17 protein-coding genes are annotated in these 25,974 nt (G+C 57.2%); 12 read left to right on the forward strand and 5 right to left on the reverse strand.

The annotated features are described in order from the left end of the window. Positions 1 to 42: 42 nt before the first annotated feature. The 6 genes from mtrB (at position 43) to secA (ending at position 9,402) form a co-directional block, all read left to right on the forward strand. Positions 43 to 1,779: an MtrAB system histidine kinase MtrB gene (mtrB, locus tag ACQQCD_RS01370; RefSeq protein WP_430266596.1), complete on the forward strand. Its 1,737-nt coding sequence runs from the start codon at positions 43 to 45 to the stop codon at positions 1,777 to 1,779. After that, entirely contained in the window at positions 1,772 to 3,487 is a 1,716-nt protein-coding gene (locus ACQQCD_RS01375) for an LpqB family beta-propeller domain-containing protein (protein WP_430266597.1), read from the forward strand. Before mtrB ends, ACQQCD_RS01375 begins: the two co-directional genes overlap by 8 nt. 228 nt (positions 3,488 to 3,715) lie before the next feature. Further along, positions 3,716 to 4,351: a ComF family protein gene (locus tag ACQQCD_RS01380; protein ID WP_430266598.1), complete on the forward strand. Its 636-nt coding sequence runs from the start codon at positions 3,716 to 3,718 to the stop codon at positions 4,349 to 4,351. A gap of 184 nt (positions 4,352 to 4,535) precedes the next feature. Continuing rightward, on the forward strand, positions 4,536 to 5,258 hold the full coding sequence (gene hpf, locus ACQQCD_RS01385; protein WP_430266599.1) for a ribosome hibernation-promoting factor, HPF/YfiA family: 723 nt from the start codon (positions 4,536 to 4,538) through the stop codon (positions 5,256 to 5,258). Positions 5,259 to 5,351: 93 nt separating this feature from the next. Next, positions 5,352 to 6,566, forward strand: coding sequence for a winged helix-turn-helix domain-containing protein (locus tag ACQQCD_RS01390; protein ID WP_430266728.1), 1,215 nt, complete (start codon positions 5,352 to 5,354; stop codon positions 6,564 to 6,566). Between the two features lie 103 nt (positions 6,567 to 6,669). Then, a complete protein-coding gene (gene secA, locus ACQQCD_RS01395) occupies positions 6,670 to 9,402 on the forward strand; it encodes a preprotein translocase subunit SecA (protein WP_430266600.1) in 2,733 nt (910 codons plus the stop codon). A gap of 76 nt (positions 9,403 to 9,478) precedes the next feature. On the opposite strand, the gene ACQQCD_RS01400 is transcribed toward secA, so the two are convergent. Together ACQQCD_RS01400 and ACQQCD_RS01405 are read right to left on the reverse strand one after the other, a co-directional pair. After that, the gene (locus ACQQCD_RS01400) at positions 9,479 to 9,964 is read right to left on the reverse strand and encodes an Rv3235 family protein (RefSeq protein ID WP_430266601.1); all 486 of its coding nucleotides are present in this window, start codon (positions 9,962 to 9,964) and stop codon (positions 9,479 to 9,481) included. Positions 9,965 to 10,022: 58 nt separating this feature from the next. Next, positions 10,023 to 10,961: a LysM peptidoglycan-binding domain-containing protein gene (locus ACQQCD_RS01405; RefSeq protein ID WP_430266602.1), complete on the reverse strand. Its 939-nt coding sequence runs from the start codon at positions 10,959 to 10,961 to the stop codon at positions 10,023 to 10,025. Positions 10,962 to 11,290: 329 nt separating this feature from the next. Here ACQQCD_RS01405 and ACQQCD_RS01410 point away from each other — a divergent pair, with 329 nt between their 5' ends. Further along, positions 11,291 to 11,857: a hypothetical protein gene (locus ACQQCD_RS01410; RefSeq protein WP_430266603.1), complete on the forward strand. Its 567-nt coding sequence runs from the start codon at positions 11,291 to 11,293 to the stop codon at positions 11,855 to 11,857. A 35-nt stretch (positions 11,858 to 11,892) separates the two neighbouring features. Here ACQQCD_RS01410 and ACQQCD_RS01415 read toward each other — a convergent pair whose 3' ends face one another. Further along, positions 11,893 to 12,123 carry a helix-turn-helix domain-containing protein gene (locus ACQQCD_RS01415; protein ID WP_430266604.1) on the reverse strand — a complete coding sequence of 77 codons (231 nt, stop codon included), beginning with the start codon at positions 12,121 to 12,123 and terminating at the stop codon, positions 11,893 to 11,895. A 158-nt stretch (positions 12,124 to 12,281) separates the two neighbouring features. Here ACQQCD_RS01415 and ACQQCD_RS01420 point away from each other — a divergent pair, with 158 nt between their 5' ends. The 4 genes from ACQQCD_RS01420 to ACQQCD_RS01435 are packed head-to-tail and all read left to right on the forward strand — an operon-like array spanning position 12,282 to position 20,640. Next, on the forward strand, positions 12,282 to 12,926 hold the full coding sequence (locus tag ACQQCD_RS01420; RefSeq protein WP_430266605.1) for a hypothetical protein: 645 nt from the start codon (positions 12,282 to 12,284) through the stop codon (positions 12,924 to 12,926). Beyond that, positions 12,923 to 14,248, forward strand: coding sequence for an AAA family ATPase (locus tag ACQQCD_RS01425; protein WP_430266606.1), 1,326 nt, complete (start codon positions 12,923 to 12,925; stop codon positions 14,246 to 14,248). The genes ACQQCD_RS01420 and ACQQCD_RS01425 overlap by 4 nt, the downstream gene beginning before the upstream one ends. Positions 14,249 to 14,306: 58 nt before the next feature. Then, positions 14,307 to 19,160 (forward strand): NAD-glutamate dehydrogenase, encoded by a 4,854-nt coding sequence (locus tag ACQQCD_RS01430; protein ID WP_430266607.1) that lies wholly within the window; start codon positions 14,307 to 14,309, stop codon positions 19,158 to 19,160. A gap of 13 nt (positions 19,161 to 19,173) precedes the next feature. After that, entirely contained in the window at positions 19,174 to 20,640 is a 1,467-nt protein-coding gene (locus ACQQCD_RS01435; RefSeq protein WP_430266608.1) for a sensor histidine kinase, read from the forward strand. 93 nt (positions 20,641 to 20,733) lie between these two features. On the opposite strand, the gene ACQQCD_RS01440 is transcribed toward ACQQCD_RS01435, so the two are convergent. Beyond that, the gene (locus ACQQCD_RS01440; RefSeq protein ID WP_430266609.1) at positions 20,734 to 20,982 is read right to left on the reverse strand and encodes a WhiB family transcriptional regulator; all 249 of its coding nucleotides are present in this window, start codon (positions 20,980 to 20,982) and stop codon (positions 20,734 to 20,736) included. Positions 20,983 to 21,268: 286 nt separating this feature from the next. Here ACQQCD_RS01440 and ACQQCD_RS01445 point away from each other — a divergent pair, with 286 nt between their 5' ends. Then, positions 21,269 to 21,703, forward strand: coding sequence for a hypothetical protein (locus ACQQCD_RS01445; RefSeq protein WP_430266610.1), 435 nt, complete (start codon positions 21,269 to 21,271; stop codon positions 21,701 to 21,703). Positions 21,704 to 21,735: 32 nt separating this feature from the next. Here the strand turns inward: ACQQCD_RS01445 and ACQQCD_RS01450 are convergent, their stop codons facing one another. Next, the gene (locus ACQQCD_RS01450; RefSeq protein WP_430266611.1) at positions 21,736 to 25,902 is read right to left on the reverse strand and encodes an FtsK/SpoIIIE domain-containing protein; all 4,167 of its coding nucleotides are present in this window, start codon (positions 25,900 to 25,902) and stop codon (positions 21,736 to 21,738) included. Between the last annotated feature and the right edge of the window lie 72 nt (positions 25,903 to 25,974).

Genomic DNA, 25,974 nt, shown 5'->3' on the forward strand with positions numbered 1-25,974 from the left:
AGTCCTGTACACCCAAATATCAGAGGGGTAAAAGGCGCCTCTTTGCGTGCCCGGATTTATGCTCGGCGCGCCCAAATCATCTTTGTTCGCTTGGCTCGCTTTGTTCTGCACGCACTCTCGCGGATCATCCCATCGTTGGACACTGCACGGAGGGCTGTAGCGCGACGTTGGCGCAGATCCATGCAATTCCGAACTGTTCTGGTGACGTTGCTGCTTGCTGGCTTGGCGTTTTTTGGTGTGGGCGCATACTTGTCCAATCAGATCGCTAACAACCTCTTCCAGGAACGCTTACGCCAAGCTGAGATAGACACGCGCACCTCGGTCAAGGAAGTCCAAGACACCTTCGACGGCGCCCAAGTCACTGACCGTGCCAGTGTCCAAAAACTCGTCATTGACACCCTTGATGTATTGGAGGGCAAAGGCACAGAAATTCAGCGCCGCTTTGTGTTTTTGGCCCTCCCGGATCAAACCCAACCACGCAACAAATGGGTAGATTCTCGCTCCTCGTACCAGACCGGGATTTCCGTCATTCCGGAGAGCTTGCGCGCAGCTGTTCAAAAGTCTGGCAAGGACCAGTACTGGGCTTCTATTAGCCTGCCGGTCCAGAGCGAAAACCACCCTGCCATAGCGATGGGCAACAAAGTTCTTTTCAACGGCACTGTGTACGAGTTGTACTTGATCTACGACGTCAACTCGGCTCAAACCACGCTCAACGACATCCAAAACGTCCTTCTGGCTGGTGCAGCGGTTTTGGTGCTTTTGATTGGTGCTGTGGCATGGTTCGTCACTCGAAGTGTGGTCAGCCCCGTCAGTCACGCGGCCTTAGTTTCGGAGAAGCTTGCTGCCGGACAACTCCAAGAACGTATGACAGTTAAGGGTGAAGACGAGGTAGCCCGTTTGGGGGCTTCGTTCAACCACATGGCTGCGAGCCTTCAAGAGCAGATCACCCAGCTGGCTACCCTTTCCCAAATGCAGCAGCGCTTTGTCTCGGATGTGTCCCATGAGCTGCGCACTCCGCTGACCACAGTACGGATGGCAGCCGAGGTGCTGTACAGCGCTCGCGATGACTTTGACGCAGTTAACAAGCGTTCCGCTGAGTTGCTTTATAACCAAGTCGAGCGTTTTCAATCGCTGCTAGCTGACTTGTTGGAAATCTCTCGCTTTGATGCTGGTGCGGCCACACTTGATGCTGAACCTCGCGACATTTTCCAAGTGCTGGACAAGGTTATTGAGAGCGCTGCACCGGTGGCAAAACAATACGGTTCAGAAATTCGGATGACCACAAGCCAAAAAACCATCGTGGTCGAGATGGACGCCAAACGTATTGAGCGTATCCTCCGCAACTTGCTCCTCAACGCTGTTGAGCATGGCGAAGGAAAGCCGATTGAAGTTATGGTCGCTTCTAACGCTGATGCCGTCGCCGTTGCTGTACGAGATCACGGAATTGGGCTCAGCAAAGCAGACGCCGACCGCGTTTTTGACCGTTTTTGGCGCGCGGATCCCGCACGAACACGCTCAACTGGTGGCAGCGGTCTAGGTCTCTCCATCGCCATGGAGGACGCCAAACTTCACCAAGGCTGGCTGGAAGCCAGAGGTGAAAAGGGCAAAGGTTCTACGTTCCGGCTCACCATCCCACTTGAAGCCGGCGGAGAGATCATTAAGTCGCCGGTGCCCATGGAACAAAACTATTTGTCCATCCCGGCGGGTGCCGCTGACCGGCACGACGTTGTGCCAAGCTTCGAAGATCACATGGCCACGAGGGAGCAGAACGATGAATAGGCGCAGCGAGCGGCGCCGGTGGGCCGTCGCCGTCGTAATCATGGCTCTATTTTTGAGTGGTTGCGCCCAAATCCCTAGTTCTGGCCCGGTGACCAAAAGCCAAGACGAAAGCAGCGGGCAGCTCTCCGATGCCACTGTTTATTACCCTTCAGGGCCACGTACAGGGTCAAGCCCACAAGGCATTGTTGAAGATTTCTACAATGCAGGGAATTCGCACCAAGATGACTATGCGGTAGCTCGGCAATTCCTGACTCAATCAACGTCAGTCTCGTGGAAACCGGACCAGCGCACATTGGTCTACCGCTCCGCCAAGGTGGTCCCCGGCGGGAAAGCCAACGACTTCAACTATCAACTAGATGTTGCGTATTCGGTTGACTCAGAGGGAATCGCCACTCAGTTCCCCTCCGGCACGATTGAAAGTGTCCCGGTCACCTTGGCTCAGGTGGATGGACAATGGCGAATCTCCCAAGTCCAAGATGGCACCATCATTCCCGAAGAGATTTACCGTGGGCTCTACCAGCCTTACACCATCTACTTCTATGACCCGAGCTTCCAATACGCCGTTCCAGACGTCCGTTGGTTTATCAACCGCGCGTCTGTCACTAAGTCGATTGTTAGCGCACTCCTTGCTGGCCCGGCGCCGTACCTCAAAGATGCTGTGGTGAGCGCATTCCCTTCCGGAACTCAGCTAGCGCGGGAATCCGTACCTGTAGTGTCCGGGGCCGCGCAGGTTGACCTGACAGAGGATCTCTTAGAGACCTCGGTGGAGGACCGTCAGCGGATGCTGAACCAACTCACGCTCTCCTTCCGGGGACAATCAACAGTGGTCAGCGTCCAATTACGTGCGGGCCAAAACGAATTGCATCTCGAAGACGCTGGCACCGTCTCGCCTCCGATTGTGGACAAAAACGTACCGTCATGGCAGATAGCCGTCGCCAACCACGAGCTGGTGAAGTACGAGAACAACAAGACTGAACGCATCACCGGTCTGAAGGACACCTCAGCGCTTGGGCCGCGGTATCCGGCAGCGGCGCCAGCCTCGGCGTCGTACGCTTTTTTGAACGATCAGCGCACCACGATGTACACCATCGTCCCGGGGCAATCGGCTCGAGCCGTCACCACCAGGAGCCGCTTGTCGCGGCCAAGTTTCGATCCCCAGAACTGGGTGTGGACGGCAGGACCTGGCGGCACCGGCGCCGAAGAGATTGTGGCGTACCGTCCGGACGGTGTTCGCGAAGGTGCCACCATGCCCAGCGTGATCCTGACCCCGAGTTGGCTTGCCGGCCGGGCGGTCAAGGAGTTCCAAGTTTCACGGGACGGCACACGCGCTCTAGTCATTTCTTCAGCGAACGGCAGCACTGCTGTCCAGCTGGTTGGAATCGTCCGCAGCAGCGATGGCACCCCGCGCGAACTGACCTCACCTATGACCTTGCCATCAACATCCTCGCCCGATCAAGGCGTGTGGGTTAGTGATTCCACGGTTGCAGTAATGGCCACTTCAGCTACCGCCTCGGTGACCCCCGAGCTGCTGACGCTCCGTTCGGGCCAAGCGCAGAACCTCCCGGCGCTGCAAGGCTTGCTGGCGCTGAGCGCAGGCAACGGAGTTCAAGACCTGTATGCCCGTACTAAGGACGGCATTTTGCAGCGGGTGGGTAACAGCTGGGCTCAACAAACCACGGGCGTCCTGGACCCTAAATTCCCTGGCTAAAATTCAGTGCAGTTTTCCACATATGGGCATATTTGAGCCTCGCGTAGCGGCCGGATAGCGCATGCTCGAGCTATGGGAGCTCATAAAGTCCAGACGCTGAGCGGAAGAATCACTGCCTCTGCAACGGACGTCTTGAATCTGCTATTACCGGCTCAGTGCGTGCATTGTGGGCTCGAAGACACCATTTTGTGTCAACAGTGCGCGGCTCAGCTACGCGCTCAATGCCGAGTGCCTTTTCGTGCGGAGAGTGGTGCGCCAGCTCTGACCGAGTTCGACGGCACCGTGTTGCTGCCAGCAGTGGCCGCTGGTGTGTATCGGGACGAATTATCCCAAGTGATTTTGGCCTACAAACACCTAGGTAGCGCTGGACTACTGCGTCCTTTGGCCCTCACTCTTGCGCAGACTTTGCGAGTGGCGCTTGCTCCAGGTCCGCCGGTAATCCTTGTTCCGGTCCCCACCTCTTCGGCAGCATTCCGACGGCGGGGATTTAGTCCTGTCCAGGAGATGCTTCGGGCTGTGCAGACCAGTGGGTCACTGGCGGTCGGTGTGAGCATCGGTGATGTTCTGGCGAAGAAAGCCTCCTGGGGTGCCGCCGGTGGCGGGCAAAAAGGTTTGGGTGCCGGTGAGCGATCAAGACGCGTCAGGCACAGTATGCGTTTGCGCTTGATTGTTCCGCAATGGGGGATAAATATGGCCCGCGCCGCTGTGTGTGGCCGCCGAGTGGTGATTGTGGACGACGTGCTCACCACCGGAGCCACACTCTCCGAAGCCGCCCGTGTGTTGCGGGCAGCCGGTGCCAGTGTAGAAGGAGCAGTAGTACTTGCCGCTTCACGGGCGCCGGCACCTGAAAGTAACGACATCTGAGCAATGTCAGGAAAAAATAAGTGAAGAAAGGGTGAATAACCAGGGCTAATGAACTAACGTCAGTTGTGGGTACTAAATCAAGAGATGTACCTTTCGATGGCGGCTCGGAAAGGGGCTCGACTGTCAATACAGATCGGCCCCAGAAGTGCCGCTGTCGTGTCACCGAAGTTATTTGGAGGGCACCATGGAATTCATGATCAGCGGACGGAACCTGACAGTTTCTGAGCGCTTCCGGGATTACGCCGGCGAAAAGATCGCAAAGATCGAGTCACTCGGAGACAAGATTCAACGAGTGGACGCCAAGGTTTCTAAGGAAACTAATGCACGATCCACGGACAACCTCCTGACCGTTGAAGTCACCGTTTTGGGACGCGGACCTGTGATTCGAGCTGAGGCTTCGGCTCCGGACAAGTTTGCCGCTTTTGATTTGGCCTATGCCAAGTTGCTTGAGCGCCTCCGCCGGGCCAAGGACCGTCGCAAGGTCCATCACGGTCGCCATACACCGAAGGCAGTTCGCGAAGCTACGGCCACTCTGGAACCGGCCAGCACCAGCACGCCGCTCTACCTCGAAACTGCTCAGGAAGAGACGTCGGCGCCCACTGAAGAACGCTCGCCGTATGAGATCGAGAACGACATTCCCGCAGGCGATAGTCCCGTCCTCATTCGTCGCAAAGTTTTCCCAGCGGTCAAGATGACCATGGACGAAGCAGTGGACAACATGGAGCTTGTGGGGCACGATTTCTACTTGTTTATCGATAGCGCCAATGACACACCCTCGGTGGTATATCGTCGCCGGGGCTGGACGTACGGAATCATCACGCTTGATCAGAACTGCGAACCGGGTACTGGTCCCGTGGAAGAGCAGATTCATGCGTATCACTCCGATGACCAGGTGGCCAGCGTCTAGGCCTTGAGTGCTTGGCATAACGCCAATGTAATGACTGTATAAAAGCTGATGCGGGTCCAGTGATGGGCCCGCATCAGCTGTGGAAGGACACAAATCTTGGCGCAACTATCACTCGCGCAGGCTCGCAGAATTGCCCTCGGTGCTCAGGGACTCGCGAAGGCCCGCAAGCCTGGGCCGGTTTCGGCGCGGGCGATCAGTGGCGCGTTTGAGCGGATGCAATTGGTGCAGATCGACTCGGTTAATGTGCTGTCCCGCAGCCACTATCTGCCGTTTTTCTCCCGTCTTGGCGACTATGACCGTTCCACCCTCGAGACAATGTCTAATCGATCTCCGCGGCGAATGATGGAGTACTGGGCCCATGAAGCCAGTTACATCCAGCCTCAGCACTTTCATGATTTGCGGGTGTGGCAAAACCGTACGTGGATGGGTGCCAAAAACCTGGACCCTGAGCTTCGTGATCAGCTTGCCGGGCAAATTATGACGGTGCTGTCCACCAGCCGCCCGCTGACCGCCTCCGAGGTGACGGCGCGCATTGACCACAAAGAAGAACGAGAAGACGTTAATTGGGGATGGAATTGGAACTCCGCGAAGCGTGTTCTCGAAGACCTTTTTGAACAAGGAACTATTACATCTGCTGGTCGCACAGATCAGTTTGAGCGCAGATACACTTTGACCCATAAGGCTTATCCTCAAACAGCGCAGTTGGGGGAGGCATCGCGGGAGGAGTCCATGGTTCGTCTGATTAAAGCCTCAGCTCGTGCCCACGGAATCGGCTCCCTTCGTTGCCTAGCCGACTATTTCCGTATGCCACAATCGGCGGCGAGTACCGCCGTCGACCATTTGTTGCGAACTGGCGTCCTAGAAAAGGTTCAGGTGGCTGGCTGGGATCGGGAACTGTATTTACACACTGAGGCCGCTTTACCGCGCCGGGCCACGGGGCGCGCATTGCTGAGCCCTTTTGACCCCGTGGTGTTTGAGCGGCGCCGCCTCGAAGAACTATTCGGTATGCACTACCGCCTGGAGATTTATACACCGGCGCACAAACGACGTTATGGGTACTACGTTTTGCCGTTCTTGTTACGGGACAGCTTTGTTGCCCGGGTGGATCTGAAGGCTGACCGGCAAGCCTCGGCACTTTGGGTACGCGCAAGCCATGCCGAGCCCGGCGCACCGTTGGACACAGCTCAGGAACTGGCCGCGGAACTGCGCTTGATGGCAACTTGGCTCAAGTTGGACACCGTCAGGGTCGACGACGAAGGAGACCTCGGCGCGCAGCTCGCCGACGCGGTGCACACCCTAGAAAATTAGATACGGACTTTCACTCAGAGGGAAAGGCGCGCACGTGGTGTGAGTCTCTCCCGTAGACTGAACACGCCAGATTTCGGCAGCAATGGACTGGGAGCAACGTCACGTGGCATCACTTCTTGAAAAACTTCTTCGCACCGGCGATAAGAAGACCCTGAGGCAACTGCGCAATTATGCAGCTTCAATCAACGCCCTCGAGGACACACTCAAGACGTTCACGGACGCTGAGTTGCGCGAAGAAACTGACCGGCTCAAGCTGCGTCACTCTGACGGCGAAAGCCTGGATGATCTTCTGCCAGAGGCTTTTGCTGCAGTGCGTGAAGCGTCTTCCCGCACCCTAGGTATGCGCCACTTCGACGTTCAGTTGATGGGTGGCGCCGCGCTGCACTTGGGCAACATTGCCGAAATGAAGACTGGTGAAGGTAAAACTTTGGTGGCCACGGCCCCGGCATACCTCAACGCACTAAGTGGCAAAGGCGTGCACGTAGTTACGGTCAACGATTACTTGGCCGAATATCAGTCAGACCTGATGGGGCGCGTCTACCGGTTCCTTGGCCTCAGCAGCGGTTGCATCCTCTCCAACCAGGATCCCGCTGTTCGGCGTGAACAGTACGCCTCTGACATCACCTATGGCACTAACAACGAGTTCGGCTTTGACTACCTGCGAGACAACATGGCGTGGGACAGCACTGAGCTTGTTCAGCGGGGGCACAACTTTGCGATTGTGGATGAAGTTGACTCGATCCTGATCGATGAGGCCCGCACCCCGCTCATCATTTCTGGACCGGCTCAAGGCGACGCGAACCGCTGGTATGGCGAATTCGCCAAGGTTGTTAACCGGCTCAGCGTTGAAACTGACTACGAGGTTGATGAGAAAAAGCGTACCGTCGGTGTGCTGGAGAACGGTATTGAAAAGGTTGAGGATTACCTCGGCATTTCTAACCTGTACGAGTCGGCAAATACTCCGCTGATTGGCTTTTTGAACAACGCCATCAAAGCTAAGGAACTCTTTAAGCGCGACAAGGACTACGTCGTTTTGGACGGCGAAGTCCTCATCGTTGACGAGCACACTGGACGTATTCTGGCTGGCCGCCGGTACAACGAAGGTATGCACCAGGCGATTGAGGCCAAAGAAGGCGTTGAAATCAAGGCCGAGAACCAGACGCTCGCCACCGTAACGCTGCAGAACTACTTCCGCATGTACAACAAGCTCGCAGGTATGACCGGTACTGCCGAGACCGAGGCCGCAGAATTTATGGGCACCTACAAGCTCGGTGTGGTGGCCATTCCCACCAACCGTGAAATGCAGCGTGTGGACCAGCCGGACCTGGTGTTCAAAAACGAGCAGGTTAAGTTTGACGCAGTTGTTCAGGATATTGTTGAACGCCACAAATTGGGCCAGCCGGTCCTTGTTGGTACCACCAGCGTGGAGAAGAGTGAATATCTTTCCCGCCAGTTGGCCAAGGAAGGCGTTAAGCACGAGGTCCTCAACGCTAAGAACCACGCTCGCGAAGCAAGCATTGTTGCCGAGGCTGGACGCAAGGGAGCAGTGACGGTTGCCACCAACATGGCTGGTCGCGGAACCGACATTATGCTCGGTGGTAGCCCGGAGTTCACGGCCGTTGCGGCGCTCAAGGCAAAGGGTCTTGACCCGGTTGATACCCCGGAAGAGTATGAGGCTGCATGGCCGGAAGCCCTCGAAGCTGCCAAAAAGGCTGTTAAGGACGAGCATGAGGAAGTCCTGGGCTTGGGCGGGCTGTATGTTTTGGGTACGGAACGCCATGAGTCTCGCCGGATTGATAACCAGTTGCGTGGACGTTCTGGGCGTCAGGGTGACCCGGGCGAGTCACGGTTCTACCTTTCCTTGACCGATGACTTGATGCGCTTGTTCAACTCCGGTGGCGCTGAGCGGCTGATGGCTTCTTCGCTTCCGGACGATGTCCCGCTCGAGTCGAAGCTGGTTTCGCGTGCTATCGCCTCTGCGCAGGGCCAGGTTGAGGGCCGCAACGCCGAACAGCGTAAAAACGTTTTGAAGTACGACGACGTGTTGAACCGCCAGCGCGAAGCAATCTACGGCGACCGTCGGCGGATTCTTGAGGGCGATGATCTGCACGAAAAGGTCCAGTTCTTCCTGGAAGATACGATCAATGCAGTTATTGACGATTCGACCGCCGAAGGCCATGGCGATGACTGGGACTACGCACAGTTGTGGACGAACCTCAAAACGCTCTACCCCGTGACCTTGACTTACCATGACGTGATTGACGAGGCCGGAGGAAAGTCTCGCGTTACGAGTGAGTTCTTGAAGGAAGAGATTCTTTCCGATGCTCGCTTGGTCTACCAAGGCCGCGAAAACCAGCTCGGCGAAGCAAGCATGCGCGAGCTTGAGCGTCGTGTGGTGCTGTCCGTGATTGGACGCAAGTGGCAAGAACACTTGTATGAAATGGACTACCTCAAGGAGGGAATCGGTCTGCGAGCTATGGCTCAGCGTGACCCGCTGGTTGAGTACCAGCGTGAAGGTTTCACCATGTTCCAGTCCATGATGGCTGCGATTCGTGAAGAGAGCGTTGGCTTCTTGTTCAACCTTGAAGTTGAGGTTACGCCCGGCGAAGAAGGTTCAGCTGAGGGTGAGGCAAACCATGAGCCACACATTCACGCTACGGGCTTGGAAGCTCCCGCTAAGCCGGCACAGTTGCAGTACACAGCACCCACTGAGGATGGCGATGCGGAAACTCATATTGAGACCGCACGCAATACGGATGCCGCTGATGCTCGCTCAGGTAATCCGGCTAAGGCTGCTGCAGCCAAGGCGAAAAGAAACAACAAGAAGAAGCGCTGATCGCCAGGGATAAGACCCCTCTGGTGAGATTTCATTAGTGCGTTGAACTGACGCGTCGTCCGGTCTGGGCGGCGCGTCAGCCAATTTCTAGAGCTGTAACGCACCAGGACGCTTGGCGTTGTTCTAGCCGCACGGCCACTGCTCGAGCCTTGGTGTCCTCACGGACCAACAAAGCGAGCTCGTAGACGCCCTCGCATACCTGACTGGCGTGGACACTACGAACGGCCGGGTTAGCGTGGACTTTACGGCGGTTGCCCGCTGCTTTCTCCGAATTGCGGCTAATGGTGGCGCGTAGCTCGAGCGCTGCGAAGATGTTCGGCTCCAACCAACGTGAGAGCTGACGCGATGGTCGGGTACCGGCCAGGACTTCCATCGCTGCTTGCACTACTGTGCCAGCCGTGTGGCGAACCTCTCTGATCTCTTGGGCTCCAACAACGCTGAGTACCGGTTGTTGCGACGGTGCTGGCGCCATAGCGCTGGCGCGTTTGGCCGTGCCCGCTCGCTTTGCGCTGGGGGCTTTGGGGGAAACGGCGGGAACTTTCTTCAGTGTGCTGATGCTCATGGGACTGCCCTTCAATCTGAGGTGGAATAACGAGTGGTGATGAGTTCGAGTGGAATTCTTAGTGTGCGGGGATCCAAAGCACCGTGCCGGGAAGCAATAGATTGGGGTCCTCGCCCACAACCTCTCGGTTGAGTTGGAACCAGCGGGGCCATTCGGCTGCAATCTCGGCATCGCTAGCACCAGCCGGCAGGTGTCGAGCCGCGAGACTCCACAGACTGTCACCTGCCACGGCGGCTACCGTTCCGGCCCGGCGGCCACCCTTCGCATTCGAAGCGGCACTTGCACTTGAGGTGGGGCTGGCGCTTTCGGCAACTTCCCGCTTCTGCGGTGGTGCTAAGACACCTGCATTTGCGGCCGGTGCACTTGGCGTCCAAGCCCCACGAATCGGCGTCGAGCCGGAAACTGCCTGAGATGTTGCAGCCGATAATGGCGGGTGCGCTGGAGCTGCGCTTGGGGGTGTAGCTGTTGTGCTGCTAGGGATAGCTGTGGCAGTTGCTGCTGGACTTGAAGTAGCAGTGGCATTAGCGGCATTAGCGGCATTGGCGTTAGCGGTGACAGTAGCGGCCGCGCCGGCCGTGGCTGAGACCGCCGGCACCGGGTGCCACCTTGGGTCAAGGGCAGCGTCTGTGGCTTGTGCCATGGGCGCTGCCAAGAGGTTGATTCCTAAGATCGCAAGTGCCAAGCGGCGCATAAACACTGGTGCAAAGCGTCCAGCTTGTTCAGATGCGCGGTTTTTACCGAGCTTGCCCAACACTGCGGCAATGAGTGCAGCAAGAAGTGAAAGAATCCACCAAAGGACCACTGCCAAGCCAGTAACGGTGGCCAACAAACCAAGCAGACCTTCAAAATCAGGATGCCCGGCCATAAGGTCTTGAACGGCTCCGCGACTAGCGGCGCTACTTCCTATCCAGACCAGGGCAATTCCGAGTATCAAGATGACGGTAGCCATAGCGGCGTCCATAGAAACGCGATGCTGAATGGGCTGGTGTTGGTTCATTACCGGACTCCGATCATGTCATTTGATGTAGTTTGACGAATTTGAATTCAGTTTGACTCATTCCATCGACGTTTGTCTAGAGGATAGATTTTCTTAATATCAGTTTTTCGCTCATATTTGCGTGCTGGGACTCACCGTCAAGCTAAGAAAAACGCGTTGGCCTGCGTAAACGTGCAGATTCCAGGCCCTGAGGGATGGTTGAGAAATTTCCGGAGATTTTGACGTCAGAAATGCTCACACTAGGGCTGCTCTAGCCGTCCATGGCGCCTTAGAAGCGGGTAAGTCGCGTATGAATTGACCCGGGGAAGGACGCAGCCTACGCTGACGCCATGCGATGGGACGCTCTTTTTGAAGACCTTGAGAATCAGCTGGCAGCAAGTGCTCAGCTGGATCTTGAAGCGGAAATTTCCGAACGCGCTCGCGTGGATGCCTCGGCCGTTGAGCTTATTGATCGCTTGCGCGCTCATGCAGGACACCGAATTTCCATAGCCTTGCGCGGCGGGGCAAAAATCTCCGGCAAGCTCTCGCATGTGGGCCGTGATTGGCTGGTGATGGACGCCGGAGTCCATGAGTATTTGGTGACTTATCCGGCCATCATCACTTATCAGGGTTTGGGGAGGGCAAGCAGCTCTACTGTGACTAAGAGTTGGGCTCGCATTAGCCTTGCCTCGGCGCTGAGGACTATCGGGCGAGACCGCGCCGAAGTGCAGGTCCAACTTCTGGACGGTCGCGAAGAATCACAGACGTTGCGAGGCGTTTTGGACCGGGTGGCTGCCGATCACGTTGATCTTGCGGTTCTTGCACCAGGCGAAGTCCGCAGAAGTGCCTCTCTCGAGGCTGTGGTGACTCTGCCGCTGAGCTCAGTGGCAGTAGTGCAGTCATTGCGGATCTATTAGCGGTCCGCGCTACTGCTTGGAAGTAACGTCATTGCTCAAGCGGTGACGTTTTTGCCCTTGCTTTTGGCGTTAGCGGCAGTCATCTGCTCGGTTTCGGCATAGCGCTCGTTGATGTATTCCTCGAGCTTGCTCTGCTCAACACGCCATTGGCCGCGGCCACCCACTTGAATGGCTTTGAGTTCACCACTGCGCACCAAGGCATAGGCCTGTGGAGAGTTGATCTGTAGCTGTTCGGCAACATCGGCCAAAGTCAGGAATCGTGGCATGGCACTATTCTGCCATCCTTGGTGTGTCTTGACGTAGTTATCCACAGTTTGATGCATTTTGACCGTATGACTTTTGGTTATGGGCTTCGGTGGTGAGAATGGTGAACGAGGCGCCGCAGTGGCGCTGGACCTTGGCCACTATGGGGGATGTACCAATGATGAGTTCCACGACCACAAACACTGCTGCGAGGTTGAAGAAGCCGTCGTGGAAGGATCCGCGCCTCTTGGTGGGTATTTTGCTGGTTCTTTGCTCTGTGGCTGGAGTGGTTGCGCTGATAACTTCCATGGATCGCACCACTGAAGTTTTCGTGGCGAACGCACCCATCGCCGTCGGGCAAAAGGTCGACGCCGGCTCCTTGGGGCGTGCCAAAGTCCAGCTAGGTGACACCCAAGACAGCTACATCCTCGCCTCTGACGGTGTTCCGGAGTCCAGCATCGCTACTCGGATGATCCCCAAGGGGCAGCTTCTTCCCAAAGACAGCGTGGGGCATGCTGACGCCTTGGATCGGAAGCCCGTAGCTATCACCATCGATCAGGCTCTTCCCGCCCAAGCAGTGGTGGGCTCACACGTTGATGTGTGGGTGGCCATGCCGGACACACGCAACGGTTACCAGGAACCGCAGTTACTGTTACCTGGTGCTGAGATTGGCGACATTGTGGCTAGCTCACAAACTCTGGGTTCATCCTCGGCGAAGTCGGTGCTTGTTTTAGTGTCCGATGCCCAAATGCCCAAGTTGCTGGGAGCGCAAGCTAACAAGGCAAAGATTTCTGTGGTTTGGAACCCGGCTGGTGGTGTCAAATGAGTATTCCGGTCATCACCGTGGGCAGTACTGAAGAGGACCTTGTGGGCGGGCTTGAGCGTCTCCACGGTCCCGTGACAGTGGTTCGGCGCTGCACCGAACTGGCCGAACTGATTGCTGCGTGCCAAAGCGGGCTCGCCCGCGCTGCGGTTGTAGCTGGAGGCAGCGAAGAACTGACCGCCTCCTTGATTGACCGTTTACATGCAGTGGGTGTCGCCGTGGTTGCCCTTAGCGACGTACCGGAGGAACGGGCCCGTCTGTCATCAATTGGTGTTGGCGTGGCGCCTCTTGCTGTTGAACCGGGTGTGCTCGCAGAAAGACTCTCCGAAGCCGTGCGGCAGCTCAGCGGTAACTCCCGGAGCCGGCCAGAATCGGGTCTTGGGGGATTCAATAGCGCCTATGCGGATCCGTCAGATGCCGCGGTATCCGCACTCGACATTGACCAGCCAACGCCTTTGGCCGAAGGTACTGGCCAAGTTATTGCGGTGTGGGGCCCCGCCGGTGCGCCAGGTCGAACAACTATTGCCGTCAACATGGCTGCCGAGCTCTCTGCCGAGGGTAAAAGTGTCATTCTCATCGACGCTGACAGCTATGGAGCAAGTATCGCCACCATGCTGGGTCTACTGGATGAATCCGCGGCCTTGGCGCATGCCTGCCGCCTAGCGGATCAGGGTGTTCTTGATGATGCAGCTCTCTTGCGGATCGCCATGCCCGTAGTCACCAAGGGCGGAATCATGAGAGTGCTGACGGGAATCACTCGTGCCGATCGGTGGACGGAGCTCAGGGCAGCTGCGTTGGAGCGTGTGATTGAACGATGCAAAGCGAACGCCGAGTACGTAGTCATCGATACCGGGTTTTGTCTCGAAGCTGACGAAGAGCTGAGTTTTGACACCTTGGCTCCGCGGCGAAATGCGGCCACTCTTCGGAGCTTGGAACTGGCCGACAAAGTGTTCGCGGTTGGATTGGCCAGCCCGATTGGTGTGCCGCGTCTGGTGCGAGCGTTAGCTGAATTGGAGCAGTCAGTTCCCAGCGCAGCTCCGCTTGTGCTGATGAACAATGTGCGTTCAGCGCTGCTTGGGCGTTCGCCGGAGACTCAGTTGCGCGACGCATGGGATAGGTTCGCGCCTGCGTCGTCGATCACGGCCTTTTTGCCCGCTGATCAGGCTGCAACGGACGCAGCGCTTTTGAGCGGTTCGGTGTTATTGGAGGTGGCCCCGGACTCCGATTTGCGTCGAGGAATTGCAGCCCTCGTTTGTGCACCTGTCCAGCGGAAGCGAAAATCCTCTGTGTTTTCAACCACGGCGCAACGTCGCGCGAAGCGCTAGGCTCGGCATGTAGCCAGCAATGATGCTGGTCAAAAACCAGTGATGGAGGCGTTTGTCGATGTCGTCGGGATCCAACGAGTCGGATCAGTTCACCCCGGTGGAAAATCAAAATGGTTTTCTCGCCGACTACTACGAGCATCTGGCAGCGGACGACGCTAGCCGCTTCGACAGCGGAACCCTCGCTGCACGGGCCAACGCCCACCGCCAGCTTGCGGAGACGCGCTTGTCCGGCACCGCAAATATAGCCGTGCAGCACGAAGGAGACGCCTCCGTGGTGTACATCGTCACTGACGATATGCCCTTCCTTGTTGACTCAGTCAACGCAGAGTTAGTGCGTCAAAACTCTCCTATTCACCTTGTGGTTCACCCCATGTTTGTAGTCACCCGTGACCGCAACTCCGGTGCCCTCCGTAGCGTGGCCCGGGTGCCTTCGCACGTTGGAACTTCCAGTGGTGACACCGCGGCTCTGCCTAACCTCGCGCATTTAGTAGCCGCGGATGACGAAGCCTCGCACATGGAGTCTTGGATCGCCGTCGAGATCGATCGAACCAGCGAAGACCACGCTCAGGAACTTGTGGCCGGACTCGAACGCGTTCTGGGGGATGTCCGGGCTGCCGTTGAAGACTGGCAGAAAATGCGCAGCAAAGCCCTTGAAGTGGCTGACGGTTTGGAAAAGGTTGCGCACTCCCATGGGGTGGAGGATATTCGGCAAACTCAAGATCTCTTGCGCTGGTTAGATGATGGCAACTTCACCTTTTTGGGTTACCGCGACTACGAACTCATCACACAGGACGGCGAAGATGTACTCAAGCTTGGGGATGAATGCGGCCTTGGTCTGCTCCGGGGCCACGAGGATGGCAAGCAGATCCAGCATCTTACGCCGGAAGGCCAACGTCGGGCTCGCGAAAAGCGCGCGCTGGTTATCACCAAGGCGAATTCGCGGTCCACGGTGCACCGCTCTGCTTACTTGGACTACGTAGGCGTCAAGAGTTTTGATTCGGCGGGCAATGTCACCGGCGAACGCCGTTTTATCGGCCTCTTTGCTACAACTGCCTACGCCGGTTCTGTTCAGAACATCCCGATCATCCGGGAAAAGGTGGCTTGGGTTTTGCGTGAGTCTGGGTTCCCGCCGGATTCTCACTCGGGCAAAGACCTCCTGGGCATTATGGAAACTTATCCACGCGATGAGCTGTTCCAAATGGACGCACAAGAGCTGTTCACTACAGCCAGCGCCATCCAGCGCCTTCAAGAGCGTCGGCAAACACGCCTGTTCTTGCGCCCGGACATCTACGGCCGCTTTGTCTCCGCCGTGGTTTATTTGCCACGCGATCGCTACACCACCAACGTCCGTTTGCGGATTGAAAAAGAACTTCGCGAAACTTTCGACGCTAAGTCCATCGACTACGAAGCGCGTATGAGCGAATCAGCGCTGGCTCGGTTGTTCTTCCGCATTCGTTTACCTCGCGACGCAGACCTTTCCAACGTTGACGCCAACGCGCTAGAACAGCGTTTGGTTCGTGCTGCCCGCTCATGGTCAGAAGGTATTTCAGAAGTGCTCGGTAACGGACGCACTCACGAAGATGCCGACCAGCTGGCCCGCTTGTGGGCAGAAGCTTTTCCGGCGAGCTACCGGGTGGACTACGAAGTGGAGGATGCACTCGAGGACATCGCTCGCTTTGAAAAGTATGGGGCGAACAGCGAACGCTCTGATGCTGACGCCAGTGGCGGACAGGGCCTGCATGTGTATCGCCCAGCTGGCGCGGGGGAGAGCCTCGAGGAGGACGCGCGCGTCAAGCTTTACATGAAGGAACCCCGCAGCCTGAGCCAGATTCTGCCGTTTTTCCATAACTTGGGTCTTGAAGTTCTGGACGAGCGTCCTTTTGAGATTCAGACCAGTGATCAACAGGATTTCTTCCTCTACGATCTTGGTTTGAAGTACCCGGAAGGTATCGATCCCATCGCCACAGGATCGTTGTTGGCTGATTCCTTTGGTGCGGCAATTACCGGTGGCATTGAATCAGACAGCTTTGACCGTTTGGTACTCCGCGAGGGTATGGACTACCGCCAGGTTGTTATTCTGCGAAGCTACGCAAAGTACATGCGGCAAATGGGGAACACTAATTCGTACGGTTTTGTCTCCGACACGCTGTTGACCAACCCGGCTGTCACGCGCGGATTGATAGCGCTCTTCGAAGCCCGCCTTAATCCCGAGATACCGGCTCAAACGCGCGAGGAGCGTGTGGCGACGGTTCGCGCCGAACTTGCTGCCGCCGTCGAACAGGTCCCAACGCTGGACGCCGACCGTGTTCTGCGGACGTTCAGTAACTTGATCGAATCAACGCTGCGGACCAACTACTACCAAAACCGGCCATATTTGAGCGTCAAGCTAGATCCGAGGAACATCGACGGGCTCCCGTTCCCGCGCCCGATGTTCGAAATCTGGGTGTACTCGCCACGTGTTGAAGGTGTGCATTTGCGCTTTGGCAAGGTGGCCCGTGGCGGTTTGCGCTGGTCTGACCGACGCGAAGACTTCCGCACTGAAATCCTTGGCCTAGTCAAAGCTCAGACTGTCAAAAACGCAGTGATTGTCCCAACCGGCGCCAAGGGTGGCTTCTTCGCCAAGCAGTTGCCGGACCCGGCCGCGGACCGTGCAGCATGGATGGCCGAAGGCGTGGAAAGCTACAAGACCTTTATCCGGGGCCTGTTGGACCTGACTGACAACTTGGTCACCGCTGCTGATGGCCAGACCTTGGTGCCACCGGCTTCAGTGGTACGGCACGACGACGACGATTCTTACCTTGTGGTGGCAGCGGACAAGGGAACAGCTTCCTTCTCCGACATCGCCAACTCGCTCTCCGCTGAGTACGGCTTCTGGCTTGGTGATGCCTTCGCGTCCGGCGGCTCGGTGGGCTACGACCACAAAGCGATGGGAATTACCGCCCGTGGTGCATGGGAATCCGTTAAACGGCACTTCTCCGAACTGGATGTAGACACCCAAACTCAAGAGTTCACAGTGGTGGGTGTTGGCGACATGTCAGGTGACGTGTTCGGAAATGGCATGTTGCTCTCCGAACACATTCGTCTAGTGGCGGCATTTGACCACCGGCACGTATTTTTGGATCCGAACCCCAACGCTGCAGCCGCGTTCGCTGAGCGCCGCAGGCTTTTTGACCTGCCGCGTTCGTCGTGGGATGACTACGACCGTTCGCTCATCAGTGAAGGTGGGGGAATTTTCCCGCGCCAGGCCAAGAGTATTCCGATCAGCGAACAGATTCGTGTCGCATTGGGATTGCCCGAGGGCACCGTACGGTTAAGCCCGCCCGAACTGTTGCGAGCCATTCTTTTGGCGCCAGCCGATCTGCTCTACAACGGCGGTATTGGTACCTACGTAAAGGCCTCTATTGAGTCACACGCCGATGTTGGGGACAAGGCTAACGATGCCATTCGGGTGGATGGCCGTGATCTGCGGGTCAAGGTTGTTGGTGAAGGCGGAAACCTTGGTATGACCCAGCGGGGTCGCATCGAGGCAGCGCTCCAAGGAGTGATCCTCAATACGGATGCCATTGACAACTCTGCTGGTGTGGACTGCTCCGACCACGAAGTTAACATCAAAATCTTTGTTGACCGTATGGTGGCGGCCGGCAAACTCGACGCTGGCGAGCGTGCAGAGTTTCTAGCCAGCATGACTGATGAAGTGGGCCGTCTGGTTCTTGAAGACAACATTGACCAGAACATCCTGCTTCTTAATGACCGCACCCGCGTTGCTGAGTGGAGCCCCAGCTACGAGCGCTTGATGGACTGGCTTGAGAAGAATGCCGACCTTAAGCGTGACCTAGAAGCGCTGCCGAGCACCGCGACGTTGCAGATTCGTTTGGAACAGGGACAAGGGCTGACCTCGCCGGAGCTCTCTGTTTTGGCGGCCTACGCCAAAATTGAGCTCGCGGAAGCGTTGATCGACAGCGATGTGAGCGATGATCCGTGGTTCCGGTCCACCTTGCGTAAGTATTTCCCTGCGCAATTGGCTGAACGTTTTGATGCTGATCTGGACAGCCACCCCTTGCGCCGGGAGATCATTTGCACCGTTGTAGCAAACGACATGATCAACATTGGTGGAATCACCTTCGCTTTCCGCACCATGGAAGAAACCAGCGCGACCGAATCCGCAGTGGCAAAAGCATTTGTGGCCTTGCGCGAGATCTATCAGCTCGACGTGATGCTGGCCGAGCTCAACGGCTTGCCAGCCTCTTTCCCAACGGAGCACTGGACTGCCGTGCACTTGGACATGCGCAGGCTTCTAGACCGCGCGGTTCGTTGGCTGGTGGCGGAGGGCAGCACCTCCCGGACCATTGAAGAAGTCGTCTCCGAGTTCAAGCCCAAGATGTTGCCGTTCCGCGGCCAGCTTTTGGACTATTTGCAAGGGACTGACCGGGAACGCGTCCAGGAGTGGTTTGAACGGGCTAAGGGATGGAACCTTCCTGAAGACTTGGGCCGTCGCTGGGCTGAGCTGTTTGAGAGCTATGCGCTCTTGGACATCGCAAGGATCACTCGTTCGCAGAGTGAACCGGTTGAAGCCGTGGCGCGGGTGTACTACACCGTGTTTGAACGTTTCCACATCGACTCATTGCTTGTACGGATCAGCAACCTTCCCCGCGAAGACCGCTGGCAGGCTCTGGCACGGGCGGCGCTTCGAGACGACTTGTACTCAACGGCTGCTGACATCACCACCTCAGTCCTGGCAGCGAGTGAGGTAGGAGTATCGCCTGCCGAACGCGTTGCCGTGTGGGAAGCCCAAAATGCCGAACAGCTGGGTAGGGCTAAAACAATGTTTGACGAGGTCAATTCACTCGAAGAAGACGATATGGCTTCGCTCTCTGTAGCATTGAGACTTCTGCGTTCAATCGTCCGCCGCTAGCACTGGAGTTCATGTGGCCATCTTTACCGACCCCATCAGGGAGCATGCTGATTTTGGGCCGGGGGATGCCGAATGGCTCCACCTGCTGGTAGGCGACTGGCAAATGGTCGCGGACCTTGCGTTCGCCGACCTTGCCTTGTGGTTTCCGCATCCCGAGCATGGCTATCTCGCTTTGGCCCACGTGCGGCCTTCAACAACGCACACGGTGTTTCACGCTGACTTTGTCAGTGAAGGCATCCGTTCGGACTTGAGGCCGCTCGTGGACAAAGCGTGGGCTAGTCAGAGCATTGAGCGCTCTCCAGAGACCAACTGGAGCAGTGATATGGCGCTGCGTGTCGAGGCAGTTCCCATGGTCCGTAACGGCCGCACCTTGGCCGTGGTGACTTCCCACATGGATCTGTCCAGCTCACGGATGCCGTCGAGACTGGAACTGACCTACCGCCAGTGTGCCTATGACTTGTTGCGGATGGGAACGCTCGGCTTGTGGCCTGACTTTGCCTCGCCAACGGGCTCTCGCCGCGGTGCTCCGCGTGTGGGGGATGGACTAATCCGCCTTGATGCGGAGGGCATTGTTCAGTACGCGAGCCCTAACGGTGTTTCGGCCTTCCGGCGCTTGGGCGACGGTGAATCATTGGAAGGACGGTCACTGGCCGAGGTGACAGCTGACCTGTTGAAGGACAGACGTCTTGTTGACGAGACGCTGCCCCTAGTGGTCACCGGCCGTATGCCGTGGCGCACAGAGATTGAATCTCGTGGCGTCAGCTTGTCCTTGCGAGCAATTCCTTTGCGGGATGAAAACGAGAGGTTCGGCGCGCTGGTTTTGTGCCGTGACGTCTCTGAGCTGCGGCGCCGCGAGCAAGAACTTGTTACCAAGGACGCAACTATCCGGGAAATCCATCACCGGGTGAAAAACAATCTTCAAACGGTGGCAGCGCTCTTGCGAATGCAATCACGCCGGATGGTCTCCGACGAGGCTAAGCAGGGCCTTGAGCAAGCGATGCGGCGAGTGGCCACGATTGCCTTGGTCCATGAAACTTTGTCCCAGGGCTTGGCTCAAAACGTGGATTTTGACGAGCTGATCAGCCGGCAGTTCAGGCTCTCAGCGGAAGTTGCCTCACCATCGCAGCAGGTGCGCACCGAACGTTCTGGGGACTTCGGAGAACTGCCCAGCGACTTTGCCACACCCTTAGCGCTGGTTATCAACGAATTGGTGACTAACGCCGTCGAACATGGGCTTGATGGACGCGCTGGGACTGTTTGGCTGATGGCAAAACGGTCAGTAGGGGAGACTGGCGCTGAGGAACTGACGGTGACCATAGCCGACGACGGTGTTGGACTTCCCAATGGCAGCTACACCGAAGGTTTGGGATTGCAGATTGTGCGGACCCTTGTTCAAAGCGAACTGGGAGGAACCATCCTCTGGAGTGCTCGCGAAGGTGGCGGGACCAATGTGGAGATCTTCCTGGAGTTAACGCAGTAGGAGATTCGGCAAACAAAAAGCCCCATAGCGCTCGAACCGAGCGGTCTATGGGGCCGAATGTTATGTGGCTAGCTGAACCTGTTGCTTGCCTGACTAGGATGCGCGGCGTGCGCGTGCTGCGCGACGCTTGAGTGCACGGCGCTCGTCTTCGCTAAGACCGCCCCAAACACCGGCGTCCTGACCGGATTCGAGTGCCCACTGCAAACACGTGTCTACCACCGGGCAACGGCGACAAACGCTTTTGGCTTCTTCGATCTGCAACAGAGCGGGGCCGGTATTGCCAACCGGGAAAAACAATTCCGGATCCTTGTCGAGGCACGCGGCCTTATTACGCCAATCCATGCGATCAATTACTCCAATTCTGGATGCATACCTCGGCGACCGAACGGTCTTGTGAAAATATTCACGAGGAGGTACAAGGGAAAGGGGCCATTTCTGGCCCCTGTTTCTACTTGTTCAAGCGTGTCATGTTAACGCGGAGCAAACAAGGGGTGAAGGTCTGCAAATTGCTGGTTTGGCATGAGCGATACGTCACATTGACAGCAACGAAACCCGTAAATTTGACTATGTCCGGTATGGTGCCACTGTGTCAAGACCTCACAGTGAACATCCCGATCAGCCCGACGCAGTGACTTCAGCGAGTGCGTTATCCGCAACAGAAGCCGTGAAGCGGCCCTGGACTATTGGGGTTATTTCCATCATTTTGGTCCTGGAAGCGCTGGCATTGCTCTTGGCGGCAGCTTGGTATGGCTACAACCTTGTTACCGGTGCCCCTGTACTCTCCTTTTGGGGCGCGGTCTTTACGCTAGGACTGATTCTGGCTGCCGCCATTGGTTTGCTAGTCGTGGGACACTTTTTGTTCCGTGGACAGCGTTGGACTCGTTCGGCAGCTCTAGTGATGCAACTTTTTGTTCTGACGATTGGTGTGCCCACACTGACCGGCGGGTTGCCATTGCTGGGACTGGCCATGATTATTCCAGCCGTGGTTGTCATAGTTCTGCTGTTCTTTAAGGACACCGTGAGCTTCGCCTCCCGGAGCGGCGGCTCAACGCCAAGCTTTTAGAGTGTGAGCTTTTTGGAGTTCGCGTTCTGGTACTAGGCCGCTTCGAGGACAAACTGGGCTGGAATCGCTTCGTTGCGTGAAATCAAAACGCCGCGACCCCGGGGTCCACGCGGTTCGACGTCGAACCTCAGCCCGAAAATGTCAGCGTCGTTTACCGATCGCGGAGCCAGAATGATTCCGCAACCGCTACTTCGGGCGTTCATGGAAACGGGGACTCGTGAGAGCAAAACCGGGCTAAACACTGTAGCCAACACCATGGTGAGCCCTCCGTGGTGCAACTCCATCAATAAGTGTTGTCCCTGGATCTCAAGCTGCTCAACATCATCAATAACCAGGATCGAGTCAGCAGGCAGCGAGCCCTCGATTTGTTGCTCACGGAGGGTTGAAAGCTGGGCGAGAGTACTACTGGAATAACGCAATGGCAGCCAATGACCGGCCTGCGGATTGCACTGTTGGAGGGCCGTCAGAAAGCTCGACTTACCAGACTCCGGGGAGCCTAGAACCAGTAGAAGCATGCCAAGTCTGAACGGTACGTTGGCGAGCTTGCCCTCATCACCTGCCATTCCGATGACCAGGCCATTCTGGGGACGATCCTGTGCCTCTTGAGCGCTCATGAGCTTGTCTATGTCCGCTGCAGTCAGCGTAGATGGCAGAGGCAGAATACGCAGTGCTGGTGGAGTGGTGCTGTAGCAATTTGAAGCAGTCTCGGCCAGATCTGGGGCTTCGAAGATCTGTGCCACGCGGGCCGTTCCCTCCGTCAGTGCACCGTTCGCCACCGTCCTGCCAGGAATACGTGAGGTCGCCGGCAATTTGGGCCACATCATTTTGCTGTCTTCAGAGGCACCATAGGGACAATAAAGACGGGAAGCTAGGGCTGGTGAAAATCGGGCAATGCTCAGCTCACGATCACCGGATATCACTACAAATACACCAGCGCGCGGGCCGTCGCGAACAATGTCGCTGACCAGGTCTTCAGCCCACGAATAGGCGCTGCTCCGGAGCGCCGAGAGCCATGCACCCCACGAACTAATCACCAAAACTAACGGTGACTTACCGCTTTGGGCGCCCTCCGGACCCTGCGCTGACGAGGAAACGATGTGGCTGGCCAAACGTTCAAGGATTCGAACCCCTCGACGCAACTCGTACAGCGATGCGTGAGCACCCACCGTTGGAGCCTCGGCCACGGAGGCGAGTTGGCCATCGCCGTCTAGCAGGTACAGTGCAGCACTCATCTCCGATGGTGTTCTGGGGACCGAGGGCTTGGTGGGGGAGAGCTGCTTTTCTGCCGGCCGGGTATTCAACAGCTGTGACGTGACCACGGCAAGGGCGCGGGCAGACTCTTGGGCATCCGGAGCAAAGATCCCCAAGTTTCCGTGCTCAAGAGGGTTCCATCGTAGAGAAGCAACCTGTTGGCGGTCCGGATAATCCGTCAGACCCAATACCGTTGCCGGGCCAGCTGGCGACTCACTATAAATGAAGTCTCCTGGCTTGCTGAATTCTCCCGTATTACTAAATTCTGCTGGGGCTAGTGAATGTGAACGTGGCAAGGGTGGTGCCACCGGTCGCCGGACTGATTCTTGTGACGTCTTGGCCCACAAAGCAGTCGTCATTTCAACGATGGGACGTGCATTCTCCGTTGGTGTATTACTCGGTGTACAGCCGGGATCGTCTCCGTCGCTGCTTTTGCTGAGTGGCATGGCGGACTCCGAAGGGCCCATATGCATCGCCTCCTCGGCAGAGAAAATCTCTATCCCGGGGCGAATAACGTCCTCCGTTGCTGCTATGAGTTCAGCAGTCTGAAAAAGTTCCGGTTCCGCCGTGCCGCGAGCAATGTAGGCCCGGCCCTGTAACTGCACCGGAATGTGCGCGGCGTCTCGTCGATTGAGAATGTCTAGGGACTCCATCTCGGATTGAACGCGTAGAGCAATGCTGGTGGTGACGTTGGCACGAATGTCTGAATTGAGAGCGCCAGAAGGACGCTGAGTTGCCATGATCAGCTGAATACCCAGAGACCGGCCGATCGTGGCAATACGCATCAGTTCTGTTAGCGCGGCCGGGGCTTCGTCCACAAGCATGCGGAATTCGTCGATCACAATAAACAGGTTCGGCAGGGCCTCATCGCTACTGGTGCGCCGAACCCTGTACTGCTCCAGATCCGGGGCCGAGACCGAAGCTAACAGTGCTTCGCGCCGACGAACTTCGGCGCGAAGAGACGCCAAGGTTCGTTCGAGTTCTTCCTGGGCGAGGTCTGTCACCACGCCCACACAGTGGGGCAAGCCAGCCAACGGGTCCAAACCAGAACCGCCCTTGAAATCAAAAAACAAAAAGTTCACTCGAGAAGGCGGGAAACTCAAGGCTGCGGAAGCTACGAGCGTCCGCAAAAGCTCCGATTTACCCGAGCCAGTGGTTCCTGCCACCAAGAAGTGCGGCCCATCGGACTTTAGATCCACCACTAAATTGCCGGTGGCGCTCGCCCCCAGAGTCACAGGAAGTCCCGCTGCAGCCTCTGACGCGCTCCAACGTTTTTCAGTGCTGCCACTGGAAACTGACAATAGCTCCCCTAGTTTCGTCTTCGCCGGCAGACCAGAAACCAGTGTCTCGGCCAGAAGGGGGCCGGCCCCGTGGCTCCGACAAAATTTATCGAAGAGGCCATTCGAGAGCACATCCGCCACAAAATCTGTGGAGCTTTCCCCGTTGAGAAGCTGGGCGTTGTGCTCGCCGAATTTGATGGTTGTCTCACCACTGTTGGCCGACTCGGCGGCGCTCGAACGAACCGACTTTATAAGCTGAAAGCCTGCCGTCAGTGCGGCGTTCTCGATCTCCGCCCGCAGGGGAGTGTCCATCATTGAGACAAAAAACTTCAGCGGAGCTGTATGACTTTCCGTGGCATTTGCTGCGCCGGTGAACAACGTCAGGGCAGTCAGCGGGTTGGTGCTGAGGGTGACACCGGGCAAGAACTGGGCGCCACGCGAAAAATGACCTGGCGCGGCAAGAATAAATATTGTGGCGCCGGCAGCTGCCGGATAAGTGGCTACCTGAGCTAGCAGCGCCGCGATCAATCCCCGGGCCTGCGTTTCGGAACCACGTATTAGGACGGGGCGTCGAGGGAATACAAGGACTAGAGGAGTGCGGCCCACCTCGGGTGGTTCAAAGTCGTCATACCCGCCACTGACCTTGATGTTTGCAGACTGAACGGTGGTGCCGAGGCGCAGTGATACTGGGCCTAGAGGCTCGGGAACGTCCCGCACTGTAGGGGCACCCAAGATCAGCGGAAGCGCTGGCGCCGAGCGTCGTCGTCGTTCTTCATCTTGCGCCGCGGCTGCGGCAACTGCCGTACCCAAACGCTGACGACGGCGTCTGCCGGATACAAGCGGGATCAAAACCGATACGGCGGAGACAGCTGTGAAGGCCAAAAACATCCACATGCCCGTGATCACTGCCAAGCCCACACCAATCAACAAAGGCAAACCAGCGGTCAGAGCAATGGTGGTCTTGTTGGTTTGGGCTGCGTCGGCACGCACTGAGACTTCGATCGGAGTTGAAACATCAGCCCCGGCTTCGGCGGGAAGCTCGGCCTCGGTGTTCAATGCCAGAGAGCACCAACTCGAGCCCAGCTCAATCAGGGAGGACGTGTCAACCGCCGTTTTAGCCACAGCTCGAGAGTCCACAAAGCTGCCGTTGGCGCTACCGGCATCTTGGAGTACTACATTCGTCTCGGCGACCTCGAGCCAAGCGTGGTGTCTGGACAGCGAAGGATCCGGGATGGTGATGTCGGCGTTATTCCGGCCAATGCCGTAGCGACCCCGAGTCAGAGGAAACGTTAAACCTGCGCCGGGCCCGGAGTGAACTACAAAGTGGAGTCGGCCCTGAGACCTATGGTGCGAGTTTTGGGGAACGGCGGCAACGCCGTCCACGATGACGCAGCCGTTAACCAGTGGGAAGTCGCCCACCACTAGTTCATCAAGAGGCTTTCCACCCACTCGAGGCTGGTCGATCCCTGAAGGTTGCGTCCCGTGCGATTGTGCCAGTGCAGTTGCCAGATCCGCGCCTGGAGCGCCTGGCTGAATACGCACCGAAAGTTCAGCCGCTGGGATTACTGGTTGGGCAGCGGGCTTCGCCATTGGATCAGCGGAGAGAACCTGCGGACGCGCCGGACCGCGCCCCGCACCTGGACCGCGAACAAGTGTGCAATGCAACACAACCGCACCACCTTCCCCTTCAATGAGCTTTACTGCTGGCCCCAACGCTAGGCGCGGACAGTGGTGAGACAA

Source organism: Pseudarthrobacter sp. J1763 (assembly GCF_050490295.1).
Lineage (GTDB): Bacteria > Actinomycetota > Actinomycetes > Actinomycetales > Micrococcaceae > JBNPEO01.